The 23,380-nt window shown below is 30.9% G+C and carries 24 protein-coding genes; 21 read left to right on the forward strand and 3 right to left on the reverse strand.

Going from position 1 to position 23,380, the window contains the following annotated elements; genetic code table 11:
* Positions 1–17 precede the first annotated feature (17 nt).
* A complete protein-coding gene (locus DMR38_RS21725; RefSeq protein WP_154104942.1) occupies positions 18–191 on the forward strand; it encodes a hypothetical protein in 174 nt (57 codons plus the stop codon).
* A gap of 135 nt (positions 192–326) precedes the next feature.
* Here DMR38_RS21725 and rpmB read toward each other — a convergent pair whose 3' ends face one another.
* Positions 327–518: a 50S ribosomal protein L28 gene (rpmB, locus tag DMR38_RS06395; RefSeq protein ID WP_013237932.1), complete on the reverse strand. Its 192-nt coding sequence runs from the start codon at positions 516–518 to the stop codon at positions 327–329.
* Between the two features lie 202 nt (positions 519–720).
* Here rpmB and DMR38_RS06400 point away from each other — a divergent pair, with 202 nt between their 5' ends.
* The 6 genes from DMR38_RS06400 (at position 721) to DMR38_RS06425 (ending at position 6,798) form a co-directional block, all read left to right on the forward strand.
* A complete protein-coding gene (locus DMR38_RS06400) occupies positions 721–1,071 on the forward strand; it encodes an Asp23/Gls24 family envelope stress response protein (RefSeq protein WP_065077468.1) in 351 nt (116 codons plus the stop codon).
* A 17-nt stretch (positions 1,072–1,088) separates the two neighbouring features.
* Positions 1,089–2,753: a DAK2 domain-containing protein gene (locus tag DMR38_RS06405; protein ID WP_127720511.1), complete on the forward strand. Its 1,665-nt coding sequence runs from the start codon at positions 1,089–1,091 to the stop codon at positions 2,751–2,753.
* A 57-nt stretch (positions 2,754–2,810) separates the two neighbouring features.
* Positions 2,811–4,850: an ATP-dependent DNA helicase RecG gene (recG, locus tag DMR38_RS06410; RefSeq protein WP_127720512.1), complete on the forward strand. Its 2,040-nt coding sequence runs from the start codon at positions 2,811–2,813 to the stop codon at positions 4,848–4,850.
* 341 nt (positions 4,851–5,191) lie between these two features.
* A complete protein-coding gene (gene rsmD, locus DMR38_RS06415; protein ID WP_127720513.1) occupies positions 5,192–5,752 on the forward strand; it encodes a 16S rRNA (guanine(966)-N(2))-methyltransferase RsmD in 561 nt (186 codons plus the stop codon).
* A 5-nt stretch (positions 5,753–5,757) separates the two neighbouring features.
* Complete coding sequence (gene coaD / locus DMR38_RS06420; protein WP_013237937.1) at positions 5,758–6,252, forward strand: pantetheine-phosphate adenylyltransferase; 495 nt, start codon at positions 5,758–5,760, stop codon at positions 6,250–6,252.
* Positions 6,253–6,273: 21 nt separating this feature from the next.
* Entirely contained in the window at positions 6,274–6,798 is a 525-nt protein-coding gene (locus tag DMR38_RS06425; protein WP_023163109.1) for a hypothetical protein, read from the forward strand.
* On the opposite strand, the gene ylbJ is transcribed toward DMR38_RS06425, so the two are convergent.
* Both ylbJ and DMR38_RS06435 read right to left on the reverse strand, forming a co-directional pair.
* A complete protein-coding gene (ylbJ, locus tag DMR38_RS06430) occupies positions 6,781–7,947 on the reverse strand; it encodes a sporulation integral membrane protein YlbJ (protein ID WP_127720514.1) in 1,167 nt (388 codons plus the stop codon). The two genes, DMR38_RS06425 and ylbJ, sit on opposite strands and share 18 nt — an antisense overlap.
* A gap of 81 nt (positions 7,948–8,028) precedes the next feature.
* Positions 8,029–9,258, reverse strand: coding sequence for a nucleotidyltransferase (locus DMR38_RS06435; RefSeq protein WP_127720515.1), 1,230 nt, complete (start codon positions 9,256–9,258; stop codon positions 8,029–8,031).
* A gap of 398 nt (positions 9,259–9,656) precedes the next feature.
* Between DMR38_RS06435 and pta the strand changes: the two genes are divergently transcribed.
* The 14 genes from pta (at position 9,657) to rpsP (ending at position 23,379) form a co-directional block, all read left to right on the forward strand.
* On the forward strand, positions 9,657–10,658 hold the full coding sequence (gene pta / locus DMR38_RS06440) for a phosphate acetyltransferase (protein ID WP_127720516.1): 1,002 nt from the start codon (positions 9,657–9,659) through the stop codon (positions 10,656–10,658).
* 44 nt (positions 10,659–10,702) lie between these two features.
* A complete protein-coding gene (locus DMR38_RS06445) occupies positions 10,703–11,899 on the forward strand; it encodes an acetate kinase (RefSeq protein ID WP_127720517.1) in 1,197 nt (398 codons plus the stop codon).
* Between the two features lie 63 nt (positions 11,900–11,962).
* Complete coding sequence (locus tag DMR38_RS06450) at positions 11,963–12,466, forward strand: DUF177 domain-containing protein (RefSeq protein ID WP_127720518.1); 504 nt, start codon at positions 11,963–11,965, stop codon at positions 12,464–12,466.
* Positions 12,467–12,479: 13 nt separating this feature from the next.
* A complete protein-coding gene (gene rpmF, locus DMR38_RS06455; protein ID WP_013237945.1) occupies positions 12,480–12,665 on the forward strand; it encodes a 50S ribosomal protein L32 in 186 nt (61 codons plus the stop codon).
* A gap of 278 nt (positions 12,666–12,943) precedes the next feature.
* A complete protein-coding gene (gene plsX, locus DMR38_RS06465) occupies positions 12,944–13,957 on the forward strand; it encodes a phosphate acyltransferase PlsX (protein ID WP_127720520.1) in 1,014 nt (337 codons plus the stop codon).
* A gap of 118 nt (positions 13,958–14,075) precedes the next feature.
* Entirely contained in the window at positions 14,076–14,309 is a 234-nt protein-coding gene (gene acpP, locus DMR38_RS06470; RefSeq protein ID WP_013237947.1) for an acyl carrier protein, read from the forward strand.
* A 261-nt stretch (positions 14,310–14,570) separates the two neighbouring features.
* Positions 14,571–15,278: a ribonuclease III gene (rnc, locus tag DMR38_RS06475; protein ID WP_127720521.1), complete on the forward strand. Its 708-nt coding sequence runs from the start codon at positions 14,571–14,573 to the stop codon at positions 15,276–15,278.
* A gap of 18 nt (positions 15,279–15,296) precedes the next feature.
* A complete protein-coding gene (locus DMR38_RS06480; protein WP_127720522.1) occupies positions 15,297–16,364 on the forward strand; it encodes a radical SAM protein in 1,068 nt (355 codons plus the stop codon).
* A gap of 25 nt (positions 16,365–16,389) precedes the next feature.
* Positions 16,390–16,485, forward strand: a complete 96-nt coding sequence (locus tag DMR38_RS06485) for a hypothetical protein (RefSeq protein ID WP_023163115.1) — start codon at positions 16,390–16,392, stop codon at positions 16,483–16,485.
* A gap of 14 nt (positions 16,486–16,499) precedes the next feature.
* Positions 16,500–20,063 carry a chromosome segregation protein SMC gene (smc, locus tag DMR38_RS06490; protein ID WP_127720523.1) on the forward strand — a complete coding sequence of 1,188 codons (3,564 nt, stop codon included), beginning with the start codon at positions 16,500–16,502 and terminating at the stop codon, positions 20,061–20,063.
* 261 nt (positions 20,064–20,324) lie between these two features.
* The gene (ftsY, locus tag DMR38_RS06495; protein ID WP_127720524.1) at positions 20,325–21,236 is read left to right on the forward strand and encodes a signal recognition particle-docking protein FtsY; all 912 of its coding nucleotides are present in this window, start codon (positions 20,325–20,327) and stop codon (positions 21,234–21,236) included.
* Positions 21,237–21,360: 124 nt separating this feature from the next.
* Complete coding sequence (locus tag DMR38_RS06500) at positions 21,361–21,696, forward strand: putative DNA-binding protein (protein WP_127720525.1); 336 nt, start codon at positions 21,361–21,363, stop codon at positions 21,694–21,696.
* A 16-nt stretch (positions 21,697–21,712) separates the two neighbouring features.
* Positions 21,713–23,062 (forward strand): signal recognition particle protein, encoded by a 1,350-nt coding sequence (gene ffh, locus DMR38_RS06505; protein ID WP_127720526.1) that lies wholly within the window; start codon positions 21,713–21,715, stop codon positions 23,060–23,062.
* A 59-nt stretch (positions 23,063–23,121) separates the two neighbouring features.
* Positions 23,122–23,379, forward strand: coding sequence for a 30S ribosomal protein S16 (gene rpsP, locus DMR38_RS06510; RefSeq protein WP_065077451.1), 258 nt, complete (start codon positions 23,122–23,124; stop codon positions 23,377–23,379).
* Position 23,380 lies beyond the last annotated feature (1 nt).

Raw genomic sequence — 23,380 nt, forward strand, 5'->3', positions numbered from 1 at the left:
TTATAAGGGATAATAGCGTGAAAAAGAAAAGCTGTATTAGAAGAAGGACAAAGAAAAAAATAGGATTGATAGCTTTATCTATAGGTGTTGGATTTTTAATGACAGTTATTATCCCAATATGGGGCTGGATAATAGCTGCAGGTATGGGGCTAATTTATTGTGGATGGTATTTAATAAGTTATCATAAATAAGGGGGTAGTTTAATGAAAATTATTACATTTAAGCTTCCAGGAGTTCTATCTGCGATTATAAAGTTTTTTACTAAAAAAAAATAAGTACTTAAAGACAAAAATGCAATTGTATATAAACAACTGCATTTTTATTTTTTATATAGCACGTTGAACCTTTCCTGAACGAAGACATCTTGAACAAACATGTATAGTTTTTGGTGTTCCATTAACTATAGCTTTAACTTTTCTTACGTTTGGAGTCCAAGTCCTTTTGGATTGACGGTGGGAGTGGCTGTATTGTACTCCAAATACTACACCTTTTCCACATATTTCACACTTCTTTGACATTAAAAACACCTCCTTATGAGTCCTCTAAAATTCAAACACCACTTATTTTATCACAGAAGGCATAATAAGCGCAAGTAAATAGTAAAATTTAAGTAAATGTCCTTTTTCATAGATTTAATATTTTCTTGAATAAATGTTTTATTTAATATAAAATATGTTTATGGTATTATAGAATACAATACTTTAGTAAGGAGGTTTTTGTATGATAGCTAGTATTGCCGAAGAAAATGGGTATATTGACTATTCGGAAGAAGTAGTTGCAAACATAGTTGGGTTATCAACTATGGAATGCTATGGAGTAGTAGGTATGGCTTCCAAAAACGCAAAAGATGGTTTTTGGGAATTAATAAAAGGTGGAAGTTTTAATAAAGGAGTAAGGGTTCGTTCTCAAAATAACGAACTTATAATAGAACTATATATAATAGTGGAATATGGAACAAAAATATCAGTGATTTCAAATAGTATAATACAGAGGATAAAATATAATGTAGAAAACTACACAGGACTCAAAGTATCAACTATTACAGTAAATGTTCAAGGTGTTAGAGTCTAGGGAGGTAATTCGTAAAAATGGAATACTTAAATATAGATGGACATCACTTTTACAACATGGTTGTAAATGCTAGCAATAAGCTGGAGAACCAAAAAGATTTTGTTAACTCATTAAATGTCTTTCCTGTTCCTGATGGTGATACGGGAACTAATATGTCTATGACCTTTAAAAGTGCAGTACTTGAGGTAGGTAATTCTAAAGATAGTTCTATAGAAAGTATCTCTAAACAATTAGCTAGAGGTGCACTTATGGGGGCAAGAGGAAATTCAGGAGTGATATTGTCTCAGATATTTAGAGGAATAGCAAAAGGTCTTCAGGGAAAAAAACAGGTAAATTCAGAAGAGTTTGCAAATAGCCTACAAGAAGGGGCAAAATCTGCTTATAAAGCTGTTATGCGTCCTACAGAAGGGACCATATTAACTGTTATAAGGGCTGCTGGTGAAAGTGCTGTTAAGTCCGGTAAAAAGGATATAACTGAGTTACTTCAAGATATATGTAGTTATAGTAGAACTGTATTGAATAAAACGCCTGACATGCTCCCTGTTCTAAAAAAAGCAAAAGTAGTAGATGCAGGTGGAATGGGCCTTCTAATAATACTTCAAGGAATGCAGGAAGCTTTAAGAGATGGCAAGGAAAATGTAGTCATAGAAGAAGCTCATGATAAAGAAGTTAAATCTGGAGTTAAGGATTTGGGACAGCAGGATATAAAATATGGATATTGCACAGAATTCTTTATCCATTCTCAAGGAACTTGTATAAATGAATTTAAGAAAAAATTAGAGACTATGGGAGATTCTATGGTAGTTGTGGATGATGAAGATATAATTAAAGTACACATTCACACAAATGACCCGGGTTGGATTCTTTCAGAGGCAATTAAACTAGGGGAATTGTCAAAAATAAAAGTAGATAATATGAGAGAGCAGCACAGACATCTTTTAAGTATAGAAAATTTTGGAGAAAATTCCCATAAAGATAATGCTTATGATAGTGAGAAACTTAGTTATGAAGAAAAAACTGAGTCACAAAAGTATGCACTTATTTCAGTAGCTATGGGAGATGGAATTAAAAGTATATTTGAGGACTTGGGAGTAGATTACGTAATAGAAGGCGGACAGACCATGAATCCCAGTACTGAAGATATATTAAATTGTATAAATAAAGTAAATGCTGAAAATATAATTATATTGCCCAATAATAAAAATATAATTATGTCTGCTAATCAGGCAAAAGAGATATCTAGTAAAAATGTAAAAGTTGTGCCTAGTAAGACAATACCACAAGGTATTACGGCAATAACATCTTTTAATTCAGATATGGATATAGATAAAAATATAAGTACTATGGAAAGGGCAATAACTACAGTGACTACTGGTTCTGTGACCTATGCAGTTAGGGATACAGAAATAGATGATATAAGCATAAAAAAAGGAGATATATTAGGACTTATTGATGGAAAGATAGTGCAAGTTGGAAAGGATATGTTTGAAGTTTGTGACAAGCTTTTAAAGCATATGATAAAAGAGGATAGCGAACTTATAAGTATATATTATGGTATAGAAAGTGAAGAAGAAAAAGTAAAGCATTTTGTAGAAGAGGTTGAGAAGAAGTATACAGAAATGGATGTACAATGTTATAGTGGAAAACAGCCTTTATACTATTTTATAGTTTCTGTTGAATAAAAAAAGCGTAAAGCTTTTTTTATTTTTGGTATTTAATAAGAAGGCAGGTGAGAGTTTGTGAATCTAAGGGAGGATATCGGATCATTAAAAGGAGTAGGTGAGGTAACTTGTAAAAACTTAAACAGGTGCTGTATATTCAACATACTTGACTTGCTGTTATATTTTCCAAGAGATTATGACATTGTTTCTAGCTGCAGTGATTTAAAAGGGGACACAGAAGGAAAGGTCATGATAGATTGTAAGGTTAATTCAATAGAAAGAGATATAAGGACTAAGACGGGTAAAATAATCTCTACAATTGTTTTTGAAAATAAAAATGGACTTTTTAAAGCAAAATGGTTTAATCAACCTTATGTGAAAAAGAAGTTTAAGATAGATGCTCAATATAGAATAGCGGGTAAAATCCAGCATTACAGAGGAAGCAGCGTTATAACAAATCCTAAAGTGGTAAGTGTAAATTCAAATAGCAAAATGGAAGAAAAAATACTTCCTATATATCCTTTAAAGTCAGGAATAACTAACAATACATTCATAAAACTTATATCGTATGCACTTACTAAAGTAAGTATAGATGAAAATTTACCTAAATGGATAATTACAAAATATAAGCTCTGTAGTTTGGATAGAGCTATAAGAATAATACATAAGCCAGTTAATTTTAGAGAATTGAGAGAAGGAAAAAAGAGACTCAAATTTCAGGAACTTTTTACTTATTCCCTAAAAATTTTGATGTTAAAAGAGTGCTTTGGAAAAAATAAAAAGGGAGTAGCCTTTAAAATAGCTCCAGAGTTAATAGAATTAAAGAATAAATTACCATATAAACTTACAAAAGCTCAAAATAAAGTTATAAGGGAAATACTTATAGATGAAAAAAGAAATGTTCCTATGAATAGGCTGCTGCAAGGAGATGTAGGAAGTGGGAAGACTGTAGTGGCTTTAATATCTATTTTTAATGTAGTAAAAAACGGTTATCAAGCAGTTCTAATGGCTCCAACAGAAATATTGGCACAGCAGCACTATGAAGAAGCTACGAAACTTTTAGAGGGATTTGATGTGCGTATAGAATTATTGTGTGGAAGTGTTACCCAAAAAAATAAAGATGAAATAAAAGAAAAATTAAAAATGGGTGAAATAGATATTATAATAGGAACCCATGCCTTAATTGAAGATAATGTGGAGTTTAAGAATATAGGAATAGTAGTTACAGATGAGCAGCATAGATTTGGAGTGATGCAGAGAAGTAAAATTGTAAACAAGGGAGATCATGTAGATACTCTTATTATGACAGCTACGCCTATTCCAAGAACTTTGAGTTTGTATTTATATGGTGATTTGAATGTATCGACTATAGATGAACTTCCGCCAGGAAGGCAGAAGATAGATACTTATTATAGAGATAAAAATTCAAGAGACAAAGTTTATAAATTTGCTTTGGAGGAAATAAAGAGAGGAAGACAAGTATATGTAGTATGTCCTCTTGTAGAGGAAAACGAGGAGTTGGATTTAAGTTCTGTAGAAGATATATATGAAGAATTAAAAGAGAAATATTTTAAAAATATACAGATAGATATACTGTATGGAAAAATGCAGCCGAAACTTAAAGAAGAGAAGATGAATAAATTTAAAAATGGTGAGATAAAGGTTATAATTTCAACTACGGTTATAGAAGTAGGAATAAATGTTCCAAATGCTACGGTTATGATAATAGAAAATGCAGAGCGATTTGGACTTGCACAGCTGCACCAGTTGAGGGGAAGAGTAGGAAGAGGATCTTATAAATCATATTGCATTTTGATTGCAGATATTAAAAATGACATAATAAGAAAAAGAATGGAGATAATGAGAAGCAGTAATGATGGATTTTTTATTGCAGAGCAAGATCTGAAGATAAGGGGTTCAGGAGAAATTTTTGGATTTAGGCAGCACGGGGAGGATGGACTTGTTTTCTCTAATCTGGTAGAGGACATAAATGTATTTAAGGAAGCTAATGGGGAAGCTAAAAGACTTTTAGCAAGTAAAGATGAGGAAGATGTAAGAATAAAAGAAGAAATATTAAATAACTTAGAAAGAACTTCAAAATTTATAAGCTTTAATTAGTTTTTAACTCGGCCGCATAATCAAGTGATTCTTAGGTTCAGGTGGAGTTTGCTTATAAGGAATACCTTTTCTCCATCTGAACCTTAGAAGAACTTATCCAGGCGCGTAGCAGTGCTTATCCCACACTTTGAAGAAGATGGGAGTATTAGCAATGGTAGTGATCGGATAAATTAACTTAATATGGAAATAATGAAATATGAATTAATGTACAATTCATATTAATTGTGAATTGTGCAGGGTGCATTTGAATTTTAAATAATTTTTGAATAATATAAAAATATATGCTAAAATATTATAGAATGACTATAGTATGTAAACAACATAAAATAGGAGGAAAATTTATGAGAATAATTGCAGGTCTTGCTAGAGGAAGAAAATTAATGTCTCCTAATGGATATGATATTACAAGACCTACTTTAGATAGAGTTAAGGAAGCTATGTTTAATATAATTCAGAATAGAGTCTATGGTTCAAAAGTATTAGACGTATTTGCAGGTACAGGAAGCTTAGGACTTGAAGCTGCAAGTCGTGGTGCAGAAAAATGTTATTTAGTTGACAGAAGTAGTGACACTTTTTACTTTTTGGACAAAAATGTGAAAAATTTAGGATTCTCTGATATATGTAAGACTATTAATAAGGATTCTTATGAAGCCTTACAGGAGCTTTCAAGAAAAAATTTGATGTTCGACATAATATTTATTGATCCACCTTATAAAAAGAATATGATTCCACCAGCTGTAGAGATAATTGAAAATAAGAATTTATTGAAAAAAGATGGAATTATAGTTACTAAAATTGATACCAGTGAAGAAATATATCAAGGAAATATTAATATAGTTTTAATGGATCATAGAAAATATGGAAAAACTACGGTATGTTTTTATAAATATAAGGAGGATTAATTATTATGAAGACTGCGGTATACCCCGGAAGTTTTGATCCAATAACCAATGGACATTTGGACATAATAAATAGGGCGTCTAAAGTATTTGATCATTTAATAGTTGGAGTACTAATTAATCCTGAAAAACAGGGCCTATTTAATATTGAAGAAAGAGTAAAATTGATTCAAAAGGTAGTGAAAGATATACCTAATGTAAAAGTTGAGAGCTTTAGCGGTCTATTAATAGATTTTATGAAAAAAAATGACATTCAAGTTATAGTAAAGGGATTGAGAGCAGTATCAGATTTTGAATATGAATTTCAGATGTCTCTTATGAATAAAAAGCTAGATTCTGATAAAGAGACAGTATTTATGATGACTAGTGCCATGAATTCCTATTTGAGTTCATCCTCGGTAAAGCAAGTTGCTATGTTTGGGGGATGTATTAAAGGTTTAGTACCTGAAGAAATAAGATTTGACATTATAAACAAGATTAACAGAGTTTATAAAAAGTGCTAAAGTATCTTAGGGGGAAAAATTATGGATGCTATTAAATTAATAGAATATCTTGAAGAAATTATAGATACATCTGCAAAAGTTCCTATGACAGGGAAGGTTATGGTAAATAAAAAGGAAATTTTAGATGTGCTGCAAAAAATAGTTGATTACCTTCCTAGTGAGCTTAAAAAGGCACAATGGATAGTAAACGAAAAAGAGAGAATTTTAAGTGAAGCTGTACAAGAATCTGAAACTATGAAAAAAGAAAATTTGAGTTTGTTAAGACGTCAAATAGAAAATCATGATATTACCAAAGAGGCTAATATGAGGGCAGAGGAAATTATATCATCTGCGAAGAAAAACGCCAAGGCAATAAGACTAGGCGCTCGAGACTATGCAGATGAATTACTAAGTCAGCTGGACAATGAGTTATCAAGGAAAAATGATGAGATGCTAGCAACGCTGAAAGTAGAGCTTCAAAAGATGTTAAACAATTTAGTAAACAGTATGGATCTAAAGACTGAAGATATAAGAGCAAATATAAAAGAACTAAGAGACATGAAATAAATGCTTTAATTTATATAAAATCCAGGGAGTAATAAGTAAAAGTATAGTAAGTATAAACAAGTAGCTGAAGTATGTAGTTAATTTATAATAAGGTAGAAAAGTTTCTTGTGATAATTTTAGTGAGAATAGGTTATAAAGAGATAAGCTAAATATAGAACATATTATTCCCTGTAGTATTTTCCTAAGAGAATATTTTTTTAAAGATATTTTAAATTTATAGGTAAAAGAGTACACTTGGGATATAATTGATAGTCCGCTAAAGGTGAATAAAAAACTTACTAGTATAATTTTTAAATTAAGGGAGGCAGTAGAAGATGATATTAAGCTGCATCCATTAGTCATTTCTATCATTCCAAGGAAGATTCCTTCCATTATGCTACCCGAAATATGAGTTATACTTGAAATGCTACTAATTAGTAAGTTAAATAGAGCATTATTTTTTAAAATACTATTTACAACAGAAAACAATATGACAAATCCACCTATTGATATGCAGTTTTTTAAAGAATCTTCAATGCTGTTTTTAAATACTTTTCCAATATTTTCATTAACATGAGTATGATTTCTATGAGCAATAGGTTTGTAGCATACTTTTTTAGAAGGTATCAAAAAGCTCATGAATATACAAGATAGTAAGTTAGAAAGTAATAGTATATATCCTATAAAGGGACTCTTTAGCATGGAAACTCCAACAGAACCTAGCATAAAGAGAGGGCTTGCATTAGAGGCTATATTTAAAAGCCTCTCGCAGGTGAAAAGGTCTATTATTCTTTTTTCATAAAGCTGACAAGCATATTTTGCTCCAAGGGGATACCCACAAAGTGTGCTTATGATTAACACGAAGCTGCAGCTAGTTGGGAGCCTTAAGGGCTTGCACAGGGCTTTGCCTATTAATTTTGAGTATATGTACACTCCGTCACAAGAGAGTATTATGTTGGATACAACTAAAAATGAAAATAAGGATGGAAATACTTTGTAAAAAAATAGCAGGCTGCCTGAAATTACCCCATCTATACATAGCTTTGGTGCAAGTATAATTTCAATTATAAAAATTGAACATACTATAGTTATAAGTAAATTTTTATCTTTTAGTAAAATAAAAAGAAGTATTAATATTGCAAATATTAATAGATAAAATAAAACTTCCAAGAATGTCACCTACTTTTTAAAAAAATTTACTGAATGGAAAAACAGTTTATTAAATTATATTTAAAAAGTAGGAAACTTATTCTAAATTTGATCTGCCATGATAGGACTTTGAAGGTAATCACTGTTAAAAGGTATATTTTTATTTAATAGACTATAGGCTTTTGTGGACTGTATGTCTAATTGCAGCATTTCACTTGTTTTTTTTGGCATCTTTACGTAAATTGGAATGGAAGAGCTATTTTTTATTTCCTTAAGTACTTTTATACCGGTAGAATTAAATCCTAAGACTCTTCCATAGGGGCATATACTTCTTCTCAATATTTCAGAATTTAAATTTTCAAATCCTAAAAAGAACTGGCATAATATTCTACTTATTCTGCTGTAAGTATATCTTTTTGTTTTGGATTTAATTATTATATCGTTGTAGGAACAATTATTTTGTAGTGATCTAAGTATTCTATTTTCAATTCCTTCGGATATGTCAGGTAAATTTTTAATTTTATTTTCATATAGAAAGGATTTATATCTTAAGTAAGGTACCATACAATCTTCAAAAATAAAATCACATCCTTCAGATTGAAATTTTTTCAAAATAGAAAGCACATTTTCTGGGATATTAGAACTTAAGTCATTTATGTTCTCATTTAATTTTAAAAAATTACGGATAGATGATGCGCTGGAAAAAGATTGCTCTACATTTAAGCTATTATATGAACTTCCGATTCTCTTGATTGATATAGGGGCAATATTGCTTTTTATCCTTATTAGATTTTTTAAATACTCTATACCTAAAATATTGTTTGGAGATTGGAGTATTTCATCTATATTGTACTTTGTAAGAGAACTTTTAGTGTTTAATAGAAAATTATTTAAGGCACTATTTCGCGCCGAGGGATAAGACATACCATTTGATAGTTTTTCCTTCAAAAATAACTTGAATTGGCTAGGTTCTATTGCAAGAATTTTTGCAATAGATTTTAGCAAGTTTATATTATTGCATTCACTTCCGAAGCAAAGATTTTTTACTACACCTAAATTTTCTAAGAGACTTACAGAACCATAGGCAAAAAATTCAGCAGAAGATAGACTGTAGATAACAGGAAGTTCAAATACTAGGTCTACTCCATTTAGAAGTGCCATTTTGGTTTTAGTCCATTTGTCAACTATAGATGGTGCACCTCTTTGCACGAAATTACCACTCATAACTGCTATTATAGCATCGCATTTTGTGGCAGAACGAGCACTTTCAATATGATATTTATGTCCATTGTGAAATGGATTATACTCAACTATTATTCCAGTTACATTCATAGAAATTTTCCTTTCTAAAATATTCTAATTTTGTTTCATAATAGAGAACTATAAGAATTGGAAAGCATAAGGAATTTGTAAAAATAAGATAGCATACTGATTGATTATTTATTTGAAAATGCCTAAGTGAAGTATATAAATATTATAACAATAAAATAAGTATTAGTGTAGGATTTTTAAATAGAGTATCTATTTTCAGATTAAATTTTTAATTATTTGATTTAAATTGTATAATATTTAGTAAAGTATTGACTAGTAAAATTTTGTGACACTTTAATTTGTGAAATTTCTTAGCTAAAGTTATATTTTTGAATAATTTTTATTGAAAAATACAACTAAAAAGGATTATAGTATAAGTGTGTGTAATTTTGTGTTAAATTTAAAGGGAGGAAATAAGCATGAAATTGATGGAAAAAATTTGGAATAAGGCAAAGGAAGACAAAAAAAAGATTGTCTTAGCTGAAGGAGAAGAAGAAAGAACTCTTCAAGCTTGTGAAAAAATAATTAAAGAAGGTATTGCAAATATAATCCTTGTAGGGAATGAAAAGGTAATAGAGGACAAAGCATCAAAATTAGGCGTAAGTTTAAATGGAGCAGAAATAGTAGATCCAGAAACCTCGGATAAACTAAAAAAATATGCAGATGCATTTTATGAATTGAGAAAGAAGAAGGGAATAACGCCAGAAAAAGCGGATAAAATAGTAAGAGATCCAATATACTTTGCTACAATGATGGTTAAACTTGAAGATGCAGATGGATTGGTTTCAGGTGCAGTGCATACTACAGGTGATCTTTTGAGGCCAGGACTTCAAATAGTAAAGACAGCTCCAGGTACATCAGTAGTTTCCAGTACATTTATAATGGAAGTACCAAATTGTGAATATGGTGACAATGGTGTACTTCTATTTGCTGATTGTGCTGTAAATCCATGCCCAGATAGTGATCAGCTGGCTTCAATTGCAATAAGTACAGCAGAAACTGCAAAGAACTTATGTGGAATGGATCCAAAAGTAGCAATGCTTTCATTTTCTACTAAGGGAAGTGCAAAACACGAATTAGTAGATAAAGTTAGAAATGCTGTAGAAATTGCCAAAAAAGCTAAACCAGATTTAAGTTTAGACGGAGAATTACAATTAGATGCCTCTATCGTAGAAAAGGTTGCAAGTTTAAAGGCTCCTGGAAGTGAAGTAGCAGGAAAAGCTAATGTACTTGTATTTCCAGATCTCCAAGCAGGAAATATAGGTTATAAACTTGTTCAAAGATTTGCAAAAGCTGAGGCTATAGGACCTGTATGCCAGGGATTTGCAAAACCTATAAATGATTTGTCAAGAGGATGTAACTCCGATGATATAGTAAATGTAGTAGCTGTAACAGCAGTTCAGGCACAAGCTCAAAAGTAATAACAAAAAGCATAAATGATTCATTTTTAGGAGGAATATTAAACATGAAAATATTAGTAGTAAACTGTGGAAGTTCATCTTTAAAATATCAACTTATTGATATGCAAGATGAAAGCGTTGTGGCAAAAGGACTTGTAGAAAGAATAGGAGCAGAAGGTTCAGTTTTAACACATAAAGTTAACGGAGAAAAGTTTGTTACAGAGCAGCCAATGGAAGACCATAAAGTTGCTATACAATTAGTATTAAATGCTCTTGTAGATAAAAAACATGGTGTAATAAAAGATATGTCAGAAATATCTGCTGTAGGACATAGAGTTTTGCATGGTGGAAAAAAATATGCGGCATCCATTCTTATTGACCAAAACGTAATGAAAGCAATAGAAGAATGTATTCCATTAGGACCACTACATAATCCAGCTAATATAATGGGAATAGACGCTTGTAAAAAATTAATGCCAAATACTCCAATGGTAGCAGTATTTGATACAGCATTTCATCAGACAATGCCAGATTATGCTTATATGTATGCAATACCTTATGATATATCTGAAAAATATGATATCAGAAAATATGGTTTCCATGGAACTTCTCATAGATTCGTTTCAATTGAAGCAGCTAAATTATTAAAGAAAGATCCAAAAGATCTTAAGTTAATAACTTGTCATTTGGGAAATGGAGCTAGCATATGTGCAGTAAACCAAGGAAAAGCAGTAGATACAACTATGGGACTAACTCCTCTTGCAGGACTGGTAATGGGAACTAGATGCGGTGATATAGATCCAGCTATAATACCATTTGTAATGAAAAGAACAGGTATGTCTGTAGATGAAATGGATACTTTAATGAACAAAAAGTCAGGAATACTTGGAGTATCAGGAGTAAGCAGTGATTTTAGAGATGTAGAAGAAGCTGCAAATTCAGGAAATGATAGAGCAAAACTTGCATTAAATATGTATTATCACAAAGTTAAATCTTTCATAGGCGCTTATGTTGCAGTTTTAAATGGAGCAGATGCTATAATATTTACAGCAGGACTTGGAGAAAATTCAGCAACTAGCAGATCCGCTATATGTAAGGGATTAAGCTATTTTGGAATTAAAATAGATGAAGAAAAGAATAAGAAAAGGGGAGAGGCACTAGAAATAAGCACACCTGATTCAAAGATAAAAGTATTAGTAATTCCTACAAATGAAGAACTTATGATAGCTAGGGATACAAAAGAAATAGTTGAAAATAAATAAAACTTGACTTTTAATGCTCATCTCTATATAATAGGTTGTGGCTAATATATAGAGGTGAGTGATATGAAATTAAGTGTATCAGATTTACTAAGTGAAGAAGTTGTTACAAAGAATATAAATGTTACAGTAAAAGAAAAGGGATTCTATGATGGAAGTGAATACATAAAATTATTAGAGCCTCTAAAGTTTAGCGGAACTTTAAGTAAAGAAGGAGATATTCTTCTGTTGGAAGGAAAAATTAATACTTTACTAGAGCTCACTTGTTCACGATGTCTAAGTAAATTCTCTTATGCTGTGAATATTGATATTACTGAAAGATTTACAAATAATAACAAGGAAAATAAGGATGATGAAGCCATCTTTATAGATAGTAATATCATTGATATTACGGAAATAATAGAAAATAACATTATATTAATTTTACCAATTAAGAGGCTTTGCAGCGAGAATTGTAAAGGGTTATGCCAACAGTGCGGCACTAACTTAAATAATTCTAAATGTCAGTGCAAAAGCGATGATATTGATCCGAGATTGGCAAAGCTAAAAGATATGTTTTTCACTGATTAAGGAGGTGTTTACTGTGGGAAATCCAGCCAGCAGAATATCAAAAGCAAAAAGAGACTCAAGAAGAGCACAGACTTTTAAATTAGGTTTACCAGGCTTAGTTGAGTGTCCTCAGTGCCATGAAATGAAACTTGCACATAGAGTTTGTAAGAATTGTGGATATTATAAAGGTAAGGAAATCATTTCAACTGAAAATAAATAAAAGAAAGTCATTTGACTTTCTTTTTTTGTTCATGGGGTCTATAAACAGAGTTCTTGGCATCAGATGGAGTTTTGACTCCACATGATGCTTAGAAATCGTTATCCAGGGACGTAGCTGTTCTTTAATCCTACTTTGAGGAAAGCAGATATCCCAAATCTTCGATTTGGTGGTAGTTGCTTTCACAGAGTGCGTGGGAGTATTAGAACAGGTAGTCATCGGATAAAAGTTAGACCATATTAAGTAACAAAGGTCCAGATTATAGGATAGGATGTGAAAATATGATAATTGCTGTGGATGGTATGGGAGGAGATTTTGCACCTTGTGCTGTAGTGGAAGGTGTGGTAGAAGCAGTTAAAAAGCAAGACGTAAATATAATAATAACCGGCCAAAAAGAGCAAATTGAAAATGAATTAGCTAAATATAATTATCCTAAGGACAAAATAGATATTTTAAACACTAAAGAGGTTATAACTACAGGTGAATCCCCGGTTATGGCTTTAAGAAAAAAAAAGGACTCTAGCTTAGTTAAAGCGCTTAATCTTGTAAAAGAAGGTAAAGCAGATGCTGTTATATCAGCAGGAAGTACAGGGGCATTTATGGCAGGTTCCACTTTAATCGTAGGGCGAATTAGGGGGGTAGATAGAGTAGCATTAGCTCCTATAATGCCAGGAAAAAATGGAAACTTTATGGTAATAGATGCAGGAGCAAATGTTGACTGTAAGCCTCAGTATTTGCAGCAATTTTCTCTTATGGGCAGGATATATTTTGAAAGCATACTAAAAGTAAATAACCCATCTATAGGTCTTATAAATATAGGTGAAGAAGAAGAAAAGGGAAATGAACTGGCTAAAAACGCATATAAACTTTTGAAAAGTATGGATTTTAACTTTGTAGGAAATGTAGAACCAAGAGATGTTACTAATGGAGATGTGAACGTATTAGTTTGTGATGGAGTAGTAGGAAACACAGTTTTAAAGATGTATGAAGGTGTAGCGTTAAATTTATTTTCCATGTTAAGAGAAGAGGTTATGAAATCTTTTAGCAGTAAGTTAGCAGCTTTTATTTTAAAACCTGCCTTTAAAAGTTTAAAAGGTAAATTAGATTATACAGAATATGGTGGTTCTCCTTTTTTAGGATGTAAGGGTATATGTGTAAAGGCTCATGGAAGTTCTAATGGAAAAGCTTTTAAAAATGCAGTAATGCAAGCCATAAGCTGTTATGAAAATAATGTTGTTGGTAAAATAAAATCTGAAATAGAAAAAATACATAATGTAGAAAGTAATAATATATAAAGTATATAATATAAATGTATTGATATAATATAAGTTAGTGTAATAAATATATTTATTATTGACGGTATATAACTTATGTAATATTATTTATGTATGAAAAATTTTTGGAGGCGAAATTATGATTTTTGAAAAAATACAAAAAATAATATCTGAACAACTTGGAATTGGCTCTGATGAAATAAAAATGGAATCATCTTTTATTGACGATTTAGGTGCAGATTCCCTTGATATCGTTGAGTTAATAATGGCTCTTGAAACAGAGTTTGATATTGAAATACCAGACGAAGAAGCTGAAAAGGTAAAAACAGTGGGAGATGTAGTTGAGTACATAAAAGCTCATACTGAAGAATAAACAGAGTTCTTGGCATCAGGTGGAGTTTTTAACTCCACCTGATGCTTAGAAATCGTTATCCAGGGACGTATCTGCTCTTTACTCCAAGGAGTATTAGAGCAGATAGTCATCGGATAAACAGAGTATATGCTTAAAAGTCCCGTTAAATCGGGACTTTTAATTTAAATCTTTGATTAAGTAATGAATTTATTCTTGAGTTTGTTTTTTATATAGTTGGTCTATGGCAAACTGAAGAATAAACTTCAAAAGGAGAATTGGAAAATGGAAGAGATAGGCTTTATTGAATTACTAGAAAAGAAATTCAATATGAGTTTTAGCAACAAGGAAATTATAGAAGTAGCTTTAACTCATAGTTCATATGCTAATGGTAGAAAAAATATAAAATTCAATGAAAGATTAGAATTTTTAGGAGATTCTGTATTGCAGCTTTGTATATCAGAATACTTATTTTTAAAATATAAAAGTAAACCTGAAGGAGAGCTTACAAAAAAAAGGTCTCTTATAGTTTGTGAAAATTCCCTTTATCATGTAGCTAAAAAGTGGAATCTTGGTAAATACATAAAAATGAGTAAGGGAGAAGAAATTACAGGGGGAAGAAAAAGAACTTCCATATTGGCAGATTGTGTTGAAGCCATTATTGCTGCAATTTATTTAAATTTTGGATATGAGAAGACAGGAAAATTTATAATTGAAAACTTTCAAGATATTATAGAAAATGCTATTAAAAATAGAATAATAATGGATTATAAAACTAAACTCCAAGAAACTTTACAAAAAGACGGGGATGTATCTATAGAATATAACCTCGTAAAATATGAAGGACCTCCTCATAGAAGAAAGTTTTATACTGAAGTGTGTACGGAAAAAAATGCTTTGGGCAGTGGTGTAGGATACAGCAAAAAGGAGTCAGAGCAGAATGCAGCTCAGGATGCTTTGATGAAATTAAATGTAAAAGTAAGTATGCTTTAGGAATGAGGATAAGTCAAAATGAAACATTATATAATACCTATATTTGTACCTAATGAAGGATGCCCTCATAATTGTGTATTTTGTGACCAGACTGCAATTACAGGAAATGAGGAAAAAGTTGATGCCTGTTTTACTAAAAATACTATAAATCAGTATTTAAAGACTATAAAACGAGAAAATTCTATAGTGGAAGTATCTTTTTTTGGAGGTACTTTTACTGCAATTCCTATGGAAAGGCAAAATGAACTTTTAAGTGTGGCTAAAGAGTATAAAGATAGAGGAGATATAGATCTTATACATATGTCAACAAGACCAGACTATATAGACAAGAGTATACTGGATAACTTAAAAAGCTATTCTGTAGATGTTATAGAACTTGGTGTACAGTCATTAGATGAAGAAGTGCTTATAAAATCAGGAAGAGGACATTCTGCGGAGGATGTTGTTAAAGCATCTTCTCTTATAAAGGAGTATGGATTTACGTTAGGACACCAGATTATGCTGGGTCTACCTTCAGATACTTTCAAAAAAGATATGGAAACTGTAAAAAAATCCGTACTTATGAATCCGGATATATACAGATTATACCCTGCTCTTGTAATAAAGGGAACTTTCATGGAGACCATGTACAAAAAAGGTGTATATAAACCTTATACATTAGATGAAGCAGTGGATATATGCAGAAATTTATATTATATTTTGCGAAAAAATAAAATAAACGTAATAAGAATGGGACTCCAACCTACAGAAGAAATAAATGTAGGTAAAGATGTAATAGCAGGTCCTTTTCATCCTGCCTTTAGGGAACTGGTAGAAGGAAGTATTTACAATAATATGATAAAGGACAGCATATCAGAGTATTATGAGGGAAATGTAATTATAAAGATAAACAACAGGGATATTTCAAAGTTGTATGCAAATAAAAGAAAATATTTCAATGAGATGAAAAAGAAATTTGGTAAATGTTTTGTAAAAGTTATTCAAGATCCTTCAATTAGTAGGGAAAACGTAGTTATAATTGAAGAGGGAGTAACTAAATCCGTATCTATAGATGAATATATAGAAGATAAGTGTAAGGAAAGGTAGAGTTTTTTAAAGGAGTGTGTGTATTATGAAAAAGAATACTAGAGATAAAATGATGAAGGTAATGATAGTTTTTGTAGTGCTTATGTTTTTAGTTACGCTTCTTCCAATGCTTTTTAGATAAGGGGCTGCTTTTCGATGTTTTTAAAGAATATAGAGATAAGAGGATTTAAATCCTTTGCAGACAAGACGGAACTTATATTTAAAGGAGGAGTTACCTCTATAGTAGGGCCAAATGGAAGTGGAAAGAGCAATATTTCTGATGCAATTAAGTGGGTGCTGGGGGAACAAAGCGTGAAAAGCCTTAGAGGTGGAAAGATGGAAGATGTAATTTTTGCTGGTACTCAATATAGAAAACCAGTTGGACTATGTCAGGTTTCCCTTACCTTAAATAATGAGGATAAGAAGCTTCCTATTGATTATTCTGATGTAACTGTTTCAAGAAGACTTTATAGATCCGGAGAAAGTGAATATTACATAAATAATACTCAGTGTAGGTTAAAAGATGTAAATGAACTATTTATGGACACAGGTATAGGAAGAGAAGGTTATTCAATAATAGGACAAGGCAAGATAGATGCTTTATTGAGTGGAAAACCTGAAGATAGAAGGAGTGTACTGGAAGAAGCTGCAGGTATTGTTAAGTTTAAGTGGAGAAAAGAAGAAGCAGAAAAAAAACTATCAAATACTGATGCCAATTTGGTAAGAATAGAAGACATTTTAGAAACTCATACTGAAAGGCTAGAATCACTTAAAGAGGAAAATGACAAGGCTAATGAATTTTTGAAACTATCAAAGAATCTGAAGGAAAAGGAAATAAATTTATTAGTTCATTCTATGGAAAAAGTAGAAAGTAAAATTGGAGAAAATCAAAAATCTACAGATTTTATGGATAAAGAAGTTAAAGAATTGAATTTAGAATTTGTGGATTTAAAATGTAAGATAACAAATGGAAATGAACAAATTGAGGATTTTAACAATAAAAGTTCTGATTGTAAAACAAATTACTACGGAGACCGAGAACGTGTTCAACAAACAGAGGGTGAAATAAAGCTTTTAAAACAAAGAATAGAAAATTTAAAGGAAACTATAGAAAAAAATTTTTTAGAGTTAAAACAAATTGAAGAATCTAAGAAGAAAAAGCTGAAGCAGGTGGAACTTCAAAAAAATAGTATCTCTGTATTGAAAGCGGATAAGGATGAATTGGAGAATAGTATATCTGAGTATAACGATAATATAGGAAATGTACAAAAAAATGCAGTAGAAAGAGAAGAATTATATAAGAAATTAAAGGATGATCAGATAGAATATTTAAGCAATATATCTAACTTAAAAAATAATATATTTTCTGCTCAAAAGGAAATAGAGGACACACTAGATAAAATTAGCAATATGAAAAGTTCCTGTGAAAGTTATGTCCATTCCATAAAAATAAATGCTAGTACTAAAGATATGCTAGTTTCAAAAATATCTAGTATAAAAAGGCTAATATCGGATTATCAAAATAAAGTTAAAGAGAATAAAAAGAAAATTTCAAAATCTAATACTAATCTTGTTTTAGAAGAAAAAAATCTTAAAGAATTAAATAGAACTTATAACAAATTAGAGGCAAATTATGCCGTGCTTTTGAATTTACAGCAGCACTATGAAGGATACAATAGGTCCGTAAAATCACTTATGAAGGATATAAAAGATAAGGCGGTAAGAGTACCTGAAAACAGCTGTTTTTTGCTTGGAGAGGTTATAGAGTTACCTAAAGAGTATGAAACTTGTATAGAAGTTGCACTTGGCGGTGCTATATCCAATATAATAACTGAAGACGAAATTACGGCCAAAGCTCTCATAAAGCATTTGAAAAATAAGAATATGGGAAGAGCTACTTTTTTGCCCCTCAATATAATAAATGGAAAAAAGATTTCTAATAGTGAAAGGTTTAAGGGTATAAGTGGATATATAGGCATTGCTAGCGAGATCGTAAATTATAAAAATAAATTTAGAAATGCACTTGAATATGTACTTGGAAGAACAGTTATATGTGAAGACATGGATAGTGCACTTAAAATAGCTAAATTAAGTGGATATAGTTTTAGAATAGTTACTTTAGCTGGAGATGTAGTAAATTCAGGAGGATCCCTTACTGGTGGAAGTTTTCAAAAAAAGAGCAGCAATATAATAGGGCGAAAGCGTGAAATAGAAGAAAGTGCAATTAAAATAAAAAAAACAAGTGAATCCCTAAAAGATTTAAATGGAAAAGTACAAGAATATAAAAAACGTATAAAAGAATTGGATGAAGAAATTTTAGATTTAAAGGAAAAAGGTTATTCTGAAAATATAGAATTGACTAAGATTCAGGGAAAAATAAATAATATAGATAATGAAAGCTCTAAATTAATAGAAAATATGGAAATATCAAATAGAGAGATAGATATTTTGACTAAAAATAAAGAGTTAAAGGAAAAAAATCTAGAGGATAAAAAGAAAGAATTAGAAAATTCTTTAGGACAACAAAATAGAAATGACAGTTCTATTTCAAAAATAGAAGAGGAATTGGAAGAGAATAAAAGTAATATAGAGAAAATGAAGGAAAAACTTTTAGATTTCAAAGTAAAAAAGGCTCAATTAGATGAAAGTATCTTAAATAAAAACAGAGAGCTTAAGAGATTGACAGATGAAATACAAGAATTAAGCGTGAAAAAATCCAGGATAGTTGAGCAAAATAAAGATTGTGAAAATAATATACATAATCAAGAGTTGAAGGTAAATGAAAATAAAGAAAAAATACAAGTTCTAAATAAAAATATAGAAATTTTGAAAAATAGTATAGAGGAAAATGATAAAGAACTTATAAAATTAAAGGATAGCGTAAAAAAATATAATGAAAAGTTAGAAAGTTTAACTCTTTTAATAAATAAGAAAGAAGAAAAGCTTCATAAAGTGCAGGTAGTTTTAGCTAGGCTTAATTCCGAAAAAGAAAATATGTGTTTAAAACTAAAAAATGAAATTAAAATTACTTACGAAGAAGCCTTAAAGTATAAAAAGGACATAGAAAATTTAGATAAATATAATTCAGATGTAGTAAATTTGAAAAATAGTATTTCCAAATTAGGAATAGTGAATTTGGGTGCTATACAGGAATACAGTGATTTGAGAGAAAAAGTAACATTCTTAAGTACTCAAAGAGAAGATTTGGTAAAATCAAAGGAAGAGTTAAATAATGTAATAGATGCTATGACAGAAAAAATGAGAACCGTATTTAAGAAAAATTTTGATAGATTAAAAGAAAGTTTTAATGAAACGTTTAAAGAGCTGTTTAAAGGGGGAAGTGCAGATTTAATAATTACAGGTGGAGATGAACTTAGTGGAAATATAGATATAACAGTTCAGCCACCAGGAAAAAGGCTTCAGAACATAAATCTAATGTCTGGAGGGGAAAAAGGATTGTCTGCTATAGCACTTCTATTTGCAATACTTAAGATAAAACCTACCCCTTTTTGTATATTGGATGAAATAGAAGCTGCCCTTGACGATGCAAATGTAGCGCGATATGCAAGCTTCCTAAAGAAATTTTCAAATGAGACTCAGTTTATTGTTATAACTCATAGAAGAGGAACTATGGAGGCAAGTGATGTGCTTTATGGAGTTACTATGCAGGAAAAAGGTGTTTCAAAAATTGTTTCTGTAAGTCTAAAAGATGAATATTAAATCAATTCACAATGCACGATGCACAGTTCACAATTAAGGATGATTTTCTTCCGTTAAAACTTCAGAAAATCTAAAATATAGTACCATTGAAGCAAAGCTTCAATAAGTTTTAAATTTAAAATTTTTCGCAGCACAGCGGAGAAAAATCTACCGAAATTGTGAATTGTGAATTCATTTAGGTTGTAATTTTTTTATTAAGTTAATTTCTTACGTACGAAAGTTGAGTCAATATACCTAATAAAATGAAAGGATGTGCCAAATATGCTAAAAGGATTTTTTGATAAATTAAAAAACGGACTTGAGAAAACCAAAAATAATTTAACTGGAAAAATAAGTGACATGTTAACTAGTGCTGTCAGTATAGATGATGACTTGTATGAAGAATTGGAAGAGATACTTATAACAGCAGATATAGGTGTTGAAACCACTACTTATATTATAGATAAATTGAAAGAAAAGATAAAAGAGCAAAAGATAAAAGATCCTTCACTTATAAACCAGTGTTTAAAGGAAGTTATTATAGACATATTGGGGGATGAAAAAAATAATATTGAACCTGAAAAAACTCCTGAAATAATCCTTGTAATAGGAGTAAATGGCGTTGGAAAGACTACTTCAATAGGGAAAATGTCTTCAAAACTTAAAGATAGTGGTAATAAAGTAATTATGGCAGCTGCAGATACTTTTAGAGCAGCAGCTATAGATCAATTAGAGGTGTGGAGCAGGAGAGCCGGTGTTGATATAATAAAACATCAGGAAGGTTCTGATCCTGCAGCAGTTATATTTGATGCTATTCAGGCAGCAAAAGCACGAAAAGCTGATGTGCTCATATGTGATACTGCAGGTAGATTGCATAACAAGAAAAACTTAATGGACGAATTGAGTAAGATAAATAGGGTAATAGACAGGGAATACAAAGAAGCATTTAAGCAAACTTTACTTGTATTAGATGCAACCACGGGACAAAATGCAGTACAGCAGGCAAAACAATTTACTGAAGTATGTTCTATAGATGGTATAATACTTACCAAACTAGATGGTACCGCTAAGGGTGGAATTGTAATATCTATTAAACACAGTTTAGATATACCTGTAAAATTAATAGGAGTTGGAGAAGGTATAGATGATCTCCAGGAATTTTGCAGCAGAGATTTTGTAGAGGCATTATTTTAAAATCTGTTAAGTAAAAGTACTTGACACCATTCGCAAATTTTGATATCATATATTTCGTTGGATGAAGCGCTTTTAATTTAGGCAATTCTATTTCTAATAAATTAATTTAAGTTGAGATGGTATTATGGAAGAGAGAGTACAGCTTTCCATATTACTTGATATATATGGTAAGCTTTTAACTGAGAAACAGCAAGATGTGATGGATTTGTACTATAATGAGGATCTTTCTTTAGCAGAAATATCGGAACATACTAGTACTAGTAGGCAGGCAGTATATGATATAATAAAGAGATGCCACAAACTTTTATTGCAGTATGAGGAAAAGCTTCATTTGTTAGAGAAGAATGAAAAGCTGAAAAAAAGTAAGCAATCTCTTTTAAAATTTATAGATTCATTATGCTGTAATGAAAATAAAGAAATGCTTAGTAAAATAAAGAATTACATAATAGATAATATTTGAATTTAGGAGGATTATCATGGCTTTTGAAGGATTGGCATCTAAACTTCAGGAAACTTTAAAAAAGCTTAGAGGTAAAGGCAAACTTTCTGAAAAAGATATAAAAGATGCTATGAGAGAAGTGAAATTGGCACTTTTAGAGGCAGATGTTAATTACAAAGTTGTGAAAAATTTTATTAAAAGTGTCAGTGAAAAATGTATGGGAGAAGAAGTACTAAAAAGTTTGACTCCAGCACAGCAAGTTATAAAAATAGTAAATGAAGAACTTACGTTATTAATGGGTAAAAATGAGAGTGGAATTGAGTATAATTCCAATGGATTGACTGTAATAATGCTTGTGGGACTTCAAGGTGCAGGAAAAACTACCATGTGTGGTAAATTGGCACTTCAACTTAGAAAAAAGAATAAGAAACCCCTTCTAGCAGCTTGTGATATATATAGACCTGCTGCAATAAAACAACTTCAAGTAGTTGGAAAAGAAATAGATGTTCCAGTATTTTCAATGGGAGATAAGGTAACAGCAGTAGATATATGTAAAGGGGCTTTAGAATATGCAAAAAACAACAATTTAAATGTAGTTATAATAGATACAGCAGGTAGACTTCAAATAGATGAAGAACTTATGGGTGAATTGAAGCAAATTAAGGAAAATATAACCCCTGATGAAATTATGCTTGTAGTAGATGCAATGACAGGTCAAGATGCAGTTAATGTGGCTTCCAGCTTTAACGAACAGTTAAATATAAGTGGAGTGATACTTACAAAATTAGATGGAGATACGAGGGGCGGAGCAGCATTGTCCATAAGATCTATGACTGATAAACCTATAAAATTTGTAGGTATGGGAGAAAAAATGAATGACCTTCAAGTATTCTATCCAGATAGAATGGCCTCGAGAATACTTGGCATGGGAGATGTGCTTTCACTTATAGAAAAAGCACAGCAGTCTATAGATAAAGAAGAAGCTGAAAAATTAGGAAATAGAATGCTGAACAAGGAATTTAACTTTGAAGATTTTTTGGCTATAATGCAGCAGACTAAAAAAATGGGACCTATAAGTAAGCTTATGGAGATGGTACCAGGAGTTAACATGAAGGAATTAAAGGGAGTAGATTTTTCCAAGGGAGAACAGGAACTTGCAAAAATCGAATGCATAATTAATTCCATGACAGTAAGGGAAAGAAAAAATCCTTCTATTATAAGTGGATCGTCTTCAAGAAAAAAGAGAATAGCATTGGGTTCTGGTACTACTATACAGATGGTAAATAAACTTTTGAAGGACTTTGAAAAAATTAAGAAGACTATGAAACAGTTAAATGGAATGAAAAAAGGGTTTAAAAAGGGACCATTTGGAAAAATGCCTTTTTAAAATAGAGATTTATTGATATGAAAGCCATATGCTTGAATATTTTAAGGAGGTGATTATTAATGGCTGTAAAGATAAGATTGAGAAGAATGGGTGCTAAAAAAGCTCCATTTTATAGAATAGTTGTAGCAGATTCTAGATCTCCAAGAGATGGAAGATTTATAGAAGAAATAGGATATTATAATCCTACAACTGATCCAACCACTGTTAAATTTGACGAAGAAAAAGCTGTCAAATGGATAAAAAATGGTGCTCAACCAACTGATGTTATAAAAAAGCTTTTCGATAAAGCTGGGCTAAAAGATAAACTTGATAAGTAAT

Source organism: Clostridium sp. AWRP, assembly GCF_004006395.2.
Classification (GTDB): Bacteria; Bacillota; Clostridia; order Clostridiales; family Clostridiaceae; genus Clostridium_B.